The organism is Pseudomonas sp. BAV 4579, assembly GCF_009765395.1.
GTDB lineage: Bacteria > Pseudomonadota > Gammaproteobacteria > Pseudomonadales > Pseudomonadaceae > Chryseomonas > Chryseomonas aestiva.
The window spans coordinates 46,685-59,984 of the sequence record NZ_WHOV01000012.1; the positions used below are offsets into that span (position 1 = coordinate 46,685).

At 65.8% G+C, this 13,300-nt stretch carries 12 protein-coding genes; 10 read left to right on the forward strand and 2 right to left on the reverse strand.

All coding sequences use genetic code 11. The features are described from left to right. Positions 1-19 precede the first annotated feature (19 nt). Together GSQ95_RS04550 and GSQ95_RS04555 are read left to right on the forward strand one after the other, a co-directional pair. Positions 20-598 carry a trans-aconitate 2-methyltransferase gene (locus tag GSQ95_RS04550; RefSeq protein WP_158891141.1) on the forward strand — a complete coding sequence of 193 codons (579 nt, stop codon included), beginning with the start codon at positions 20-22 and terminating at the stop codon, positions 596-598. Between the two features lie 88 nt (positions 599-686). Continuing rightward, complete coding sequence (locus GSQ95_RS04555) at positions 687-1,976, forward strand: M18 family aminopeptidase (RefSeq protein WP_158891143.1); 1,290 nt, start codon at positions 687-689, stop codon at positions 1,974-1,976. Positions 1,977-1,983: 7 nt separating this feature from the next. On the opposite strand, the gene GSQ95_RS04560 is transcribed toward GSQ95_RS04555, so the two are convergent. Further along, positions 1,984-2,721 (reverse strand): UTRA domain-containing protein, encoded by a 738-nt coding sequence (locus GSQ95_RS04560; RefSeq protein ID WP_158891145.1) that lies wholly within the window; start codon positions 2,719-2,721, stop codon positions 1,984-1,986. A 182-nt stretch (positions 2,722-2,903) separates the two neighbouring features. Here GSQ95_RS04560 and GSQ95_RS04565 point away from each other — a divergent pair, with 182 nt between their 5' ends. From GSQ95_RS04565 to GSQ95_RS04590, 6 genes are read left to right on the forward strand one after another with little or no spacing between them, the layout of a single operon-like run. After that, positions 2,904-3,965, forward strand: coding sequence for an ABC transporter substrate-binding protein (locus tag GSQ95_RS04565; RefSeq protein WP_158891147.1), 1,062 nt, complete (start codon positions 2,904-2,906; stop codon positions 3,963-3,965). Between the two features lie 4 nt (positions 3,966-3,969). Continuing rightward, on the forward strand, positions 3,970-4,767 hold the full coding sequence (locus GSQ95_RS04570; protein ID WP_158891149.1) for an alkaline phosphatase family protein: 798 nt from the start codon (positions 3,970-3,972) through the stop codon (positions 4,765-4,767). Next, positions 4,764-5,597: an ABC transporter permease subunit gene (locus GSQ95_RS04575; protein ID WP_158891151.1), complete on the forward strand. Its 834-nt coding sequence runs from the start codon at positions 4,764-4,766 to the stop codon at positions 5,595-5,597. Before GSQ95_RS04570 ends, GSQ95_RS04575 begins: the two co-directional genes overlap by 4 nt. Then, entirely contained in the window at positions 5,584-6,369 is a 786-nt protein-coding gene (locus tag GSQ95_RS04580; RefSeq protein ID WP_158891153.1) for an ABC transporter permease, read from the forward strand. The genes GSQ95_RS04575 and GSQ95_RS04580 overlap by 14 nt, the downstream gene beginning before the upstream one ends. Beyond that, the gene (locus tag GSQ95_RS04585) at positions 6,366-7,355 is read left to right on the forward strand and encodes an ABC transporter ATP-binding protein (protein ID WP_158891155.1); all 990 of its coding nucleotides are present in this window, start codon (positions 6,366-6,368) and stop codon (positions 7,353-7,355) included. Before GSQ95_RS04580 ends, GSQ95_RS04585 begins: the two co-directional genes overlap by 4 nt. Beyond that, complete coding sequence (locus GSQ95_RS04590) at positions 7,352-8,005, forward strand: HAD family phosphatase (RefSeq protein WP_158891157.1); 654 nt, start codon at positions 7,352-7,354, stop codon at positions 8,003-8,005. The genes GSQ95_RS04585 and GSQ95_RS04590 overlap by 4 nt, the downstream gene beginning before the upstream one ends. Positions 8,006-8,178: 173 nt before the next feature. Here the strand turns inward: GSQ95_RS04590 and GSQ95_RS04595 are convergent, their stop codons facing one another. Then, positions 8,179-9,141, reverse strand: coding sequence for an NAD(P)H-quinone oxidoreductase (locus GSQ95_RS04595; RefSeq protein ID WP_178118383.1), 963 nt, complete (start codon positions 9,139-9,141; stop codon positions 8,179-8,181). A 238-nt stretch (positions 9,142-9,379) separates the two neighbouring features. On the opposite strand from GSQ95_RS04595, the gene GSQ95_RS04600 reads away from it, so the two are divergent. Both GSQ95_RS04600 and GSQ95_RS04605 read left to right on the forward strand, forming a co-directional pair. Continuing rightward, positions 9,380-11,461, forward strand: coding sequence for a carboxy terminal-processing peptidase (locus tag GSQ95_RS04600; protein ID WP_158891159.1), 2,082 nt, complete (start codon positions 9,380-9,382; stop codon positions 11,459-11,461). A 92-nt stretch (positions 11,462-11,553) separates the two neighbouring features. Then, positions 11,554-13,299, forward strand: coding sequence for a bifunctional diguanylate cyclase/phosphodiesterase (locus GSQ95_RS04605; RefSeq protein WP_158891161.1), 1,746 nt, complete (start codon positions 11,554-11,556; stop codon positions 13,297-13,299). Position 13,300 lies beyond the last annotated feature (1 nt).

The window sequence follows — 13,300 nt, forward strand, 5'->3', positions numbered from 1 at the left end:
TCAGCCAGAGGAGTGCCGCTTGTCTCACTGGACGTCCTACTACACCGCCACCGCCGCGGGCGGTCCGCGCGAGACCCTGCTGCAGGCACTCTCATCCCGCTCAGATCCGCCAGGATTGGCACTGGATCTGGGCTGTGGCACCGGGCGCGACACCCTCGTCCTGCTGGAACGCGGCTGGCAGGTGCTGGCGGTGGATGCCGAGGCCGAGGCGCTGAGCACCCTGCGCGAGCGCACGCCGGCCCTGCTGCAGCCACGCCTGGAAACCCGCCAGGCACGCTTCGAAACGCTCGAAATCCCTCCCTGCGACCTCGTCAATTCCAGCTTCGCCCTGCCCTTTTGCGAGCCAGCGCGCTTCTCGCTGCTCTGGACCGGGATCACCGCGGCGGTGCGCCCGGGTGGCCTGTTCTGCGGCCAGCTGTTCGGCGAGCGGGACAGCTGGGCCAGCAAGGGGGTGACGGTCGTCGACGCCGCGCACCTGCAGCAGCTGCTGCGGGACTGGGACGTCCTGCTGCAGCGGGAAGAGGAAGAGGACGGCCATACCGCGGTCGGGCGCCCCAAGCACTGGCACATCCATCACCTGGTGCTGCGGCGGCGCTGAGTCCTGAGCTGCCGCCAGGCCTGGGCGCTACGCTCGACTCCCCTCGGTCCAGAACCTAGACTGGACGCCTTGTCGTCCGGAGTCGTCCATGCGTACCGATCAGATCCAAGGCCTCATCGATTTCCTCTCCACTTCGCCCACGCCCTTCCACGCCACCGCGACCCTCGCGCGCCGTCTCGAAGCCGCCGGCTACCAGCGCCTGGACGAGCGTGAAAGCTGGTCCGTGCAATCGGGTGGACGCTACTACGTCACCCGCAATGACTCCTCGCTGATCGCCGTGCGCCTGGGTGCCCAACCACTGGAGCGCGGCCTGCGCCTGGTCGGCGCCCATACCGACAGCCCCTGTCTCAAGGTCAAGCCGCAGCCGGAGCTGCAGCGCCAGGGCTTCTGGCAACTGGGCGTCGAGGTCTATGGCGGCCTGCTGATGGCGCCCTGGTTCGACCGCGACCTGTCCCTGGCGGGCCGGGTGACCTATCGCGCCGAGGGCCGGGTGCAGAGTCGGCTGATCGACTTCCGCAAGCCGCTGGCGATCATTCCCAACCTGGCCATCCACCTCAATCGCGAAGCCAACCAGGGCTGGGCCATCAATGCCCAGAACGAGCTGCCGCCGATCCTGGCCCAGGTGCCGGCCGGCGAGCGGCGCGACTTCCGCGCCCTGCTGGCCGCGCGCCTGCAACAGGAACATGGCATCGGCGAGGCCGAGGTGCTGGATTTCGAACTGAGCTTCTACGATGTCCAGCCCGCCGCCCTGATCGGGCTGGATGACGACTTCATCGCCGCCGCCCGCCTGGACAACCTGCTGTCCTGCTATGCCGGTCTGACCGCCCTGCTGGCCGACGAGGGCGACGAGAACGCCGTGCTGGTCTGCACCGACCACGAGGAAGTGGGCTCCACCTCCTGCTGTGGCGCCGATGGTCCCTTCCTCGAACAGGTGCTGCAGCGCCTGTTGCCCGCCGGAGATGCCTTGACCCGCATCCTGCAGCGCTCGCTGCTGATCTCGGCCGACAACGCCCATGGCGTGCACCCCAACTATGCCGACAAGCACGATGGCAACCATGGCCCGAAACTGAACGCCGGCCCGGTGATCAAGGTGAACGCCAACCAGCGCTATGCCACCAGCAGCGAAACCGCGGCCTTCTTCCGCGACCTCTGCCAGCGCGAAGCGGTGCCGGTACAAAGCTTCGTGGTGCGTAGCGACATGGGGTGCGGTTCCACCATCGGTCCCATCACCGCCGGGCAGCTGGGGGTGCGCACCGTGGACATCGGCCTGCCCACCTTCGCCATGCACTCCATCCGCGAACTGGCCGGCAGCCACGACCTGGGCCATCTGATCAAGGTGCTGACGGCCTTCTATGCGAGCAGCGAACTGCCGCTCTGAAGCCAGCCTAGTCCGGCACCTCGACCCTGACCTGGATGGCGTCGTGCCGCCAGAATTCTAGGTCGCAATCGATCAGTCGCCCCTGCTGGTCGTGGTTGATGCGGGTGATGTGCAGCGCCGGACTGCCCTGCGCCACCCGCAGCGCCTGGGCCGCCTCCGGCAGCAGCACCGTGGGCAGGATCTCGAAGCGCACCTCGCCGTAGCGAATGCCGTAGCGGTCGCGATACAACTCGGTGAGGGAGCGCTGCAGATCGTGCTCCAGCAAGCCCGGGAAATAGGCGGCATTGAGGTAGTGCTCGACATAGAGCACCAGCCGGCCGTCCACCCGACGCACCCGGCGGATCTGATAGACGCTGGACAGCGCCGGCAACTCCAGCAGGCGACAGATCTCCGCGGATGCCAGCATCTGCCGCGCCGCCACGACCTCGGTCGCCGGCACCCGTCCCTGGGCTTCCACCATGGCGTGGAAATGGGTCCGCGCCAGGGGGTTGTAGGCCAGCCGCGGCGGGGCGACGAACCAGCCCCGGCGTTCCTCGCGATAGATCAGCCCCAGGGCCTCCAGCTGCAGCAGGGCTTCACGCAGGGTGATACGGGTGGTGGCGAACAGTTCGCTCAGCTGGCGCTCGGAGGGCAGGCGCTCCATCGCCGGCAGCAGGCCATGGGCGATCTGCTCCTGCAATGCCTGGCGGATGGCACCGGCACCCGGCGCACTTCTTTGGACTAGACCAGTTTCGGATTGGTGCACCCGGAGTGCCTCGACTAGGGTTTGTTGGGAGACTAAGACGGCCACATGACCGCTTGGTGACGATTGCAGCGCCCGTGCCAGCAGTGAAACAGGGCGCATTGCCATCAAATCGTCATACCCCGGTCCTAGATTGGCCTGTGTCTTGCTGACCTAGACCAAGCCCTAACACCTGGAGCACCCGTATGACCCGTCTGCTTGCTTCCTTGTTGGCCACTGCCGTTGCGCTACAGGCCGGTACCGCCTTCGCCGATACCGTCGATCTCAAAACCCTCGAAGCCGCCGCCCGCAAGGAAGGCGAGGTGAACAGCGTCGGCATGCCCGATAGCTGGGCAAACTGGAAAGGTACCTGGCAGGACCTTGAGCAGAAATACGGGCTCAAGCACCAGGATACCGACATGAGCTCCGCCCAGGAGATCGCCAAGTTCGCCGCCGAAGGCGAGAACGCCTCCGCCGACATCGGTGACGTCGGTGCTTCCTTCGGCCCCATCGCCGTGCAGAAGGGCGTTACCCAGCCCTACAAGCCGAGCACCTGGGACCAGGTACCGAGCTGGGCCAAGGACAGCGACGGTCACTGGGCACTGGCCTACACCGGCACCATCGCCTTCATCGTCAACAAGCAGACCGTCAAGGACGTCCCCCACTCCTGGGCCGACCTGCTCAAGGGCAACTACAAGGTCACCATCGGCGACGTCAGCGCCGCCTCCCAGGCGGTGAGTGGCGTACTGGCAGCGGCCTATGCCAACGGCGGCGACGAGAAGAACATCAAGCCGGCGCTGGACTTCTTCGCCAAGCTGGCCAAGCAGGGTCGCCTGGCCTTCACCAACCCGGTGGTGGCCAACCTCGAGAAGGGTGAAGTGGAAGTCGGGGTGGTGTGGGACTTCAACGCCCTGAGCTATCGCGACCAGATCGATCGCTCGCGCTTCGAGGTGCTGATCCCCTCCGATGGCTCGGTGACCTCCGGCTACACCACCATCATCAATAAGTACGCCAAGCACCCCAACGCCGCCAAGCTGGCCCGCGAGTACATCTTCTCCGACGCCGGCCAGATCAACCTGGCCCAGGGCTATGCCCGACCGATCCGCGCCGAGCACCTGACCCTGCCGGCCGACGTCCAGGCCAAGCTGCTGCCCCAGGCGCAATACGCCAAGGCCCGGCCCATCGCCGACGCCAAGGCCTGGGAGGAAACCTCCAAGCGCCTGCCGCGGCTCTGGCAGGAACACGTTCTGATCAACATGCAGCAGTGACGTCATGAAGGTCATCCTGGTCGTGCTGGACGGACTCGCCCTGAGGGTCGCCGAACACGGACTCGGCTTTCTCCAGGCGCTCTGCCTGGCCGGCCGGGGTCGCCTCTACCCGCTCGAATGCGAGTTGCCCTCGCTCTCCCGCCCGCTCTACGAATGCCTGCTTACCGGGGTGCCCCCGGTGAGCAGCGGCATCGTCCACAATGGCGTGGACCGGCTGTCCAACCAGACCAGCCTCTTCCATCTGGCCCAGGCCGCCGGCCTCACCACGGCGGCGGCGGCCTATCACTGGGTCAGCGAACTCTACAACCGCAGCCCCTTCGATCAAGCGCGGGACAGGCATGTCAGCGACACCGCCCTGCCGATCCAGCACGGCCACTTCTATTACGCCGACCACTACCCGGACTCCCATCTGTTCGACGACGCCGAGCACCTGCGCCTGACCCAGGCGCCGGACATCCTGCTGGTGCATCCGATGAACATCGACGATGCTGGCCACCGGCACGGCCTCTCCAGCCCCGAATACCGCAATGCCGCGCGCCGCGCCGACGGCCTGCTCTCCCACTACCTGCCCGCCTGGCTGGACGCCGGCTACCAGGTGCTGGTGACCGCCGACCACGGTATGAACGACGACCGCAGTCACGGCGGGACGCTCCCGGAAGAACGTGAGGTGCCCCTGTTCGTCTTCGGCGCGGGCTTCTCCCTGGACGAGGCCACACCGCGCCAGGTGGAGCTCTGCGGTACCGTCTGCACGTTGCTGGGCCTCGCCCACGACAAGCCGCTATGCCGGGAGTTGCTGGCATGAAGCGGCCCCGTCTCGCCCTGCTGCTGATCCTGCCGTTCCTGCTGGTGTTCGGCGCCTTCCAGCTGGCGCCGCTGGCCTGGATCGCCGTCAACAGCTTCAATTCCAGCGAAAGTGGCTGGGGCCTGGGCAACTACGCCGAGATCCTCGGCTCGCCCTTCTACCTGCAGGCCATCCGCTTCTCGCTGGAGATTTCGCTCTGGTCCAGCGTCGGCGGTCTGCTGATCGCCCTGCTCGGCGCCTATTCGCTGACCCGGGTCGACTCGCGGCTGCGCGGCTTCGTGGTGGCCTTCACCAACATGACCAGCAACTTCGCCGGGGTGCCGCTGGCGTTCGCCTTCATCATCCTGCTGGGCATCAACGGCTGCCTGACCCTGGCGCTCAAGCAATTCGGACTGATCGAAGGCTTCAACCTCTACACCAAGGGCGGCCTGATCCTCATCTACACCTACTTCCAGATTCCCCTGGGGGTGTTGCTGCTGTTCCCGGCCTTCGAAGCCCTCAAGCAGGATTGGCGCGACGCGGCGGCGCTGCTCGGCGCCGGCACCTGGCAATACTGGCGGCACATCGGCCTGCCGGTGCTCAGCCCGGCGCTGGTCGGCACCTTCATCATCCTGCTGGCCAACGCCCTGGGCGCCTACGCCACGGTCTATGCGCTCACAACCGGCAACTTCAACGTGGTGCCGGTGCGCATCGCCGCCCTGGTTTCCGGCGATATCTATCTGGAGCCCAACCTGGCCGCGGCGCTGGCCATGCTGCTGGTGGCCTTCATGACCCTGATCACCCTCGTCCACCAGTGGCTGCTACGGCGGAGTCGGCATGTCCAGAACTGAGCGCCTCTATCATCGGACAGTGGTCTGGGTCCTGTTCCTGATCCTGTTCACGCCCCTGGCCGCCACCCTCCTCTACTCCCTGGCCACCCAGTGGTCGGCGACCCTGCTGCCGGCGGGCTTCACCTTCAAGTGGTACCTGCAGCTGTGGAGCGAGCCGCGCTTTCTCGCCGCCTTCGGTCGTTCCCTGGCGATCTGCTTTGGCGCCCTGGCGCTGTCCTGCGTGCTGATCCTGCCGGCCATGTTCGCCGTCGCCTATCACTTTCCACGGCTGGATGCGCTGATGAACGTGCTGATCCTGCTGCCCTTCGCCGTCCCGCCGGTGGTCTCGGCGGTTGGTCTGTTGCAGCTCTACGCGAGTGGTCCGCTGCCGCTGACCGGCACGCCCTGGATCCTGGTGTTCTGCTACTTCACCATCGCCCTGCCCTTCATGTACCGCGCCATCAGCAACAACCTCCAGGCGCTGAATCTGCGCGACCTGATGGACGCCGCCCACCTGCTCGGCGCCAGCTCCTGGCGCGCCGCCCTGCTGGTGGTGCTGCCCAATCTGCGCACCGGGCTGATGGTGGCGCTGTTCCTGTCCTTTTCCTTTCTCATCGGCGAATTCGTCTTCGCCAACCTGCTGGTGGGAACACGCTACGAGACGCTGCAGATCTATCTCTACAACCTGCGCAACGGCAGTAGCCACCTGACCAGCGCCCTGGTGATCTCCTACTTCCTCGCGGTCCTGCTGCTGACCTGGATCGCCAATCGCCTCAATCGGGAGCGGACATGAGCTATCTCGCGGTCAAGGGACTGCACAAGCGCTACGGCGCCAATACCCTGTTCACCGACATCGAATTCCATGCCGAACAGGGCGAACTGGTGACCCTGCTCGGCCCCTCGGGCTGCGGCAAGTCCACCCTGTTGCGCTGCCTGGCCGGGCTCACCGAGGTCGACCGCGGCGCCATCGTGCTGGCCGACCAGGACATCACCCAGCTGCCACCGCAGCGCCGCGGCATCGCCATGGTGTTCCAGAGCTATGCGCTGTTTCCCAACATGACGGTGGAGCAGAACGTCGCCTTCGGCCTGCGCATGCAGCGCCTGGCGCGGGACGAGGTGCAGCAGCGCGTGCAGGAGGTGCTGATCCTGGTGGAACTGCAAGGCTTCGCCACGCGCTATCCGCACCAGCTCTCCGGTGGCCAGTGCCAGCGGGTGGCCCTGGCGCGCTCGCTGATCGTGCGGCCACGGCTGCTGCTCCTGGATGAACCCCTCTCGGCGCTGGATGCCCGCATCCGTCGCCACCTGCGCGAACAGATTCGCGCCATCCAGCAGGAGCTGGGCCTGACCACGGTGTTCGTCACCCATGACCAGGAAGAGGCCCTCACCCTCTCCGATCGCATCGTGCTGATGCGCGAGGGCCGCATCGTCCAGAGCGGCGATGCCGAGACCCTCTACACGGCGCCGGTGGATGCCTTCGCCGCCGGCTTCATCGGCAACTACAACCTGCTCAGTGCCGACCAGGCCAGCCGGCTGTTCGGCCAGACCTTCCAGGGGCAGGTGGCGATTCGTCCCGAGGCCATAAGGCTCGGCGTCGCCGGTGGTTTCAGCGGCCGCATCGTCAGCCACAGCCTGCTGGGCAACGTGATCCGCTACCGGATCGCCACCGAAGCCTGCGAACTCAATGTCGACGTTCTCAACCATGGCCCGTCGGCCTTGCAGGCGAACGGCACAGCCGTCACCCTGGCCGTCGAATCCGACAGCCTGAGAGAAGTGGCATGACCCTGGCGATTTTCGATCTCGACGAAACCCTTATCGATGGTGACTGCTCCAGTCTCTGGATCCAGCAGATGGGCGTGCTCGGCTGGGTCGACCGCGAGTCCTTCGTGCGGCGCGACAGCGAGCTGATGGCGGCCTACGCCCAGGGCGAACTGGCCATGGAAGACTACATGGCCTTCCACCTCGAACCCCTGGTGGGCCGCACGCCCGAAGAAGTGGATTTCGAGGTCGGCCCCTGGGTCGAGGACGTCATCGAACCGCTGATCTTCAGCGACGCCATGAAGTGCATCGCCGCCCACCGCGCCGCCGGCGACCGGGTGATCATCGTCTCGGCTTCCGGGGTGCATCTGGTGGAGCCCATCGCCGAGCGGCTGGGCGTGGAAGAGGTGCTGGCCATCGACCTGCAGCTCAGCCACGGCGTCTACAGCGGCCAGGTCGAGGGGGTCATGACCTTTCGCGAAGGCAAGCTGACCCGGCTGCTGGAATTGCTCGGCGGCGACCGCAGCCTGCTGGCCAACGCCAGCTTCTACTCCGACTCGCGCAACGACCTGCCGCTGCTCGAAGCGGTGGGCAGGCCGCACGTGGTCAACCCGGATCCGGTATTGCGCGAGCGCGCGGCACAGGCCGGTTGGCCGATCCTCAGCTGGCGGTAGAGTCAGTCAGACACCTATGTTATCGCGGCCATGGGCCGCTCCTACAGAAGCATCACCCCTCGTAGGAGCGGCCCATGGCCGCGATAAAGACAGTTGCGCCTACAGCGGGCTCGATCTGTAGGAGCGGCCGTAGCGGCGGACCGCCATGGCCGCGATAACCCTGCCCGTGGGTGCTACTCCAGCCCTTCGTCCAGCACCAGCACCACCTTGCCGTTCACCTCGTTGCTTTCCAGGGCGACAAAGGCGGCTTCGGCGTTCTGGACGGCGAAGCGGCGTTCCAGGTTGACGTTCAGCTTGCCTTCGGCGAACAACGGCCACACCCTGGCCTCCAGGGATCTCATGGTCTTGGCTTTGAATTCCACGGATCTGTTGCGCAGCGTCGAACCGATGATGCGGATGCGCTTGCCGAGCACCTTGCCCAGATCCATCTCGGCCTGACGACCGCCCATGAGGCCGATCAGCACCCAGCGTCCATCCTGGCCCAGCAGATCCAGATTGAGCGATGCATAGTTCGCCCCCACCGGATCGAGGATGACGTGGAAGGGCGCGAAATCGCGCAGGCCTTCCAGATCGGTCTTGCGCAGCACCCCGCCCTCGGCGCCGAGGCGCTCGCAGTGCGCCAGACGATCCTGGGAACCGACGCTGACCCAGCAGGGATTGCCGAAGGCCTTGCACAGCTGGATGGCAGCCGAGCCGACGCCGCTGGCACCGGCATGCAGCAGTACCTTTTCGCCCGGCTGCAGGGCGGCCAGGTCGAACAGGTTGCTCCAGGCGGTCGCCCAGACCTCAGGCAGCGCCGCGGCCTCGACCAACGACAGGCCCTCCGGCACGGAAGCGGCCTGGCGTCCGTCCACCACCACCTCGCTGGCCATGCCGCCGCCGGCCAGCAGCGCGCAGACGCGATCACCCACCTGCCAGCGCGAATCCGCGGTGGTCTCGCTGACCACCCCGGCGCATTCGAGGCCCAGGGTGGCCGGCGCGCCGGGCGGCGGCGGATAGTTGCCGGCCAGTTGCAGCAGGTCCGCACGGTTGAGACCGGCGGCCGCCACCTTGATGCGAATTTCCCCTGGCGCCAGAGCGCGAGCGCTCAGTGACTGCCATTCCAGTTGCCCTTCGATACCTTGCAATGCGTTCACGGTGCCTCCATAGTGGCTCAGGCTTTGACGAAAAGCGCCTGCGCCGGCGGGTTCTGCGGGAGTCGAGCGGACCGGAAGACGCGGGGCTGTCACAGCCTACCCCTTTCGATCGCCGCTACCCCTCAGACCGCCGTCAGACGACTTTCGTCAGCGCCCGTCATACTTCCCCTGGCCGCGGAACCGCCCGGGCCGGGAAGGGCCTATAGCCTATTCCTTTCCGTGCATTAGTCGAATACACATGAAGCAGCTCTTGTCCCGTACCGCCCTCGTTGTCCTGCTTGGCGTCAGCGCAACGCCCCTCTTCGCCAAGCCCAACGCGCCGGTAGGCGCCGAGAAACTGCAACCCGACCGCGACCAGGTCATCGCCAGCCTCAACATCGTCGAACTGCTCAAGCGGCACCACTACAGCAAGCCGCCGCTCAACGATGCCCAGTCGATCAAGATCTACGACAGCTATCTGAAGATGCTTGATCCCGCCCGGCTGTATTTCAATGCCGCCGACATCCGCGAATTCGACGCCTCGCGCACCCGTTTCGACGACTACCTCAAGCAGGGCAATCTCGAACCGGGCTTCGCCATCTACCGCCGTTATGCCCAGCGCATGACCGAGCGGCTGAACTATGGGCTGGGGCTGCTCAACGCCGGCATCGGCAAGCTCGACTTCAGTGTCGACGAGTCCTTCAACACCAATCGCGAGAAGGCGGCCTGGCCGGCGGACACCGCCGCGCTGGACGATCTCTGGCATCGCAAGCTCAAGGACGAGGTGCTGCGCCTGCGGCTGTCCGGCAAGACCGACCAGCAGATCCAGCAGCAGCTGACCAAGAGGTACAAGAATCAGCTGGCGCGCCTCAACCAGACCCGTGGCGAAGACGTCTTCCAGACCTACATCAATGCCTTCGCCGAGTCCTACGACCCGCACACCCAGTATCTCTCGCCGGAAAGCGCGGAGAACTTCGACATCAACATGAGCCTGTCGCTGGAAGGCATCGGCGCAGTGCTGCAGAACGACAACGACTACGTGCAGATCCTGCGCCTGGTCCCGGCCGGCCCGGCCGACAAGTCTAAGCAGATCGCTCCGGCCGACAAGATCGTCGGCGTCGCCCAGGGTGACGGCGAAATGGTCGATGTCATCGGCTGGCGCCTCGACGAGGTGGTCAAGCTGATCCGCGGGCCCAAGAACTCCAAGGTGCGCCTGGAGATCATCCCGGCGAGCAATGCGCCGAACGACCAGAAGACCAAGATCGTCACCATCACCCGCGAAGCGGTCAAGCTCGAAGAGCAGGCGGCGCAGAAGCACGTGATCGACGTGCCCCACGAGGGCAAGCACTACAAGCTCGGCGTGATCGACGTGCCGGCGTTCTACCTGGACTTCAAGGCCTATCGCGCGGGCGATCCGAACTACAAGAGCACCACGCGTGACGTGAAGAAGCTCATCGGCGAGCTGCAGAAGGAAAAGGTCGACGGCATCGTCCTTGACCTGCGCAACAACGGTGGTGGCTCGCTGCAGGAAGCCACCGAGCTGACCGGGCTGTTCATCGACCAGGGTCCCACCGTGCTGGTGCGCAATGGCGACGGTAAGGTCGAGGTGCTGGCCGACGACGAAGGCGGCGCCTTCTACAAGGGCCCCCTGACCGTGCTGGTCAATCGCCTGTCCGCTTCGGCCTCGGAGATCTTCGCCGGCGCCATGCAGGACTATCACCGGGCGCTGATCGTCGGTGGCCAGACCTTCGGCAAGGGCACCGTGCAGACCATCCAGCCGCTGAACCATGGCGAGCTTAAGCTGACCATCGCCAAGTTTTATCGCGTCTCCGGCCAGAGCACCCAGCATCAGGGCGTCCTGCCGGACATCGATTACCCGGCGGTGGTGGACACCAAGCAGATCGGCGAGAGCGCCCTGCCCGATTCCATGCCCTGGGACACCATCGCCCCGGCGGTGACCGGCCTGAGCAATCCCTTCGCCAACTACCTGCCGGAACTGGTCAAGCGCCATGACCTGCGGGTGGGGAAGGATCCCGACTTCATCTTCGCTCGCGAGCGCCTGAAGCTGGCCCAGGAGCTGGCGGCGGACACCACCATCAGCCTCAACGAGCAGAAGCGCCGGGCCGAGCAGACCGCCCTGGACAATCGCCAGCTGGCCATGGAAAACCAGCGGCGCCAGGGCAAGGGTGAAGCCCCGCTCAAGGAGCTGAAGAAGATCGACGAGGACAACCCGGCGATCGACGACGACAAGACCAAGCCGCAGGACGACGCCTACCTGATGGAGTCGGGTCATGTACTGCTGGACTATCTCGACCTGAGTCAGACGCCACCCAAGCGCTGACATCAAAGCGTCATATCTCTGTCGTGAAATGCCCGGGGGTCGCCAAGTGCGATCCCCGGGCATTTTCGTTTCTGGGTTCCTGCAGGCTAACCATGACGCTTAACGACCAGGCTGGGGTGTTGGATCGCATTCTCGCCAACCGCGAGTTGCATTCGCTCTTTCAGCCCATCGTTTCGCTGAGCGAGCGACGCATCCTGGGCTACGAGGCGCTCATTCGCGGCGCCTCCAATACGCCGCTGCAATCCCCGCTGCCCCTCTATGCCACCGCGCGCCAGGCCGGTTGCCTGTCCGAACTGGAAATCGCCGCCCGCCAGCAGTCCTGCCAGACCTTTCGCGAACTGGCCCTGGATGGCCTGCTGTTTCTCAATGTCTGCCCGGAAACCCTGCTGGAGCCGGCGCATCAGTCGGGGCAGACCCTCAAGCTGCTGCAGCGCCTGGGGCTCTCGCCGGCCCAGGTGGTGATCGAGCTGACCGAACAGGCGCCCATCGATGACTTCGCGCTGCTGGCCACCGCCCTGCACCACTACCGCGCCATGGGCTTCTCCATCGCCCTCGACGATCTGGGCGCGGGCTATTCCAGCCTCCGGCGCTGGTCGGAGTTGCGCCCGGATTTCGTCAAGATCGATCGGCATTTCATCGAATCCATCCACCGCGATGCGGTGAAACGCGAATTCGTCGGCTCCATCCTGAAGATGGCCGAAGCCTCCCGGGCCCAGGTGATCGCCGAGGGCATCGAGACCCACGAAGAGCTGTCGACCCTGGCAAGCATGGGCGTCGACCTGGTGCAGGGCTATCTGCTGGGGCGCCCGACGGCGGCCCCGCCGCGCGAGATCCAGACCCTGCTGCCGGTGATCACCACCCGCAGCTCCGACTTCGCCGAGGAAGCGACCACCGTCGCCAGCCTCAGGGTCGAGCAGGTCGCGGTCGGCCAGGACATGCTGATCCCCGAGGTACTGGAGCGTTTCCGCCTGCAACCCAGCCTCAATACCCTGGCGGTGGTGGACGAGGACGATCGCCCGGTGGGCATCGTCCATCACCACGAGCTGAGTTCGGCGCTGCTCAAGCCCTTCGCCCACGAGGTGTTCGCGCGCAAGCCCATCGCCCGACTGATGAGCCAGGATTTCCTGGCCACCGAAACCAACCAGTCGCTGCAGCAGGTCAGCCGCCTGCTCACCGCGCGGGCACGCCAACGCATCGAAGAGGATTTCATCATCACCGAGGGTGGCCGCTATGTCGGGGTCGGTCGGGTGATGGATGTCCTGCGGCTGATCACCGAGCAGCGCATCCAGCAGGCCAAGCACGCCAACCCCCTCACCCAGCTGCCAGGCAACGTGCCTATCCAGCAGTGCCTCACACGCCTGCTGGATCAGCAGCGCGAAGCCGTGGTGTGCTACGTCGACATCGATGGCTTCAAGCCCTTCAACGATCTCTATGGCTACGCCAAGGGCGACGAGGTGTTGCTCTCGCTGGCGCAGACCCTCTCCGAACGCCTGGATCCGCAGCAGGACTTCGTCGGCCATATCGGTGGCGACGACTTTCTGGTGGTGCTGGGTTCCACGGACTGGCGACAGCGACTCAACGGCCTGATGGCGGGCTTCCAGGAGCGCTGCCGGCATTTCTATCGCAGCGAACACCTGGAAGCCGGCTGCTTTCTCGCCTACGACAGGGACGGCCGCCGCCGCGAGTATCCGCTGCTGTCGCTGTCACTGGGGGTCGTGGCACTGGACAAGGAGGCCGGCAAGCGGGTGGATGCCAGCGGCCTGGCCGGCCTCGCCTCGGAAGCCAAGCGCAACGCCAAGCGGGTGCCCGGCTACAGCCTGCACCTGATGCGGGCTTGAA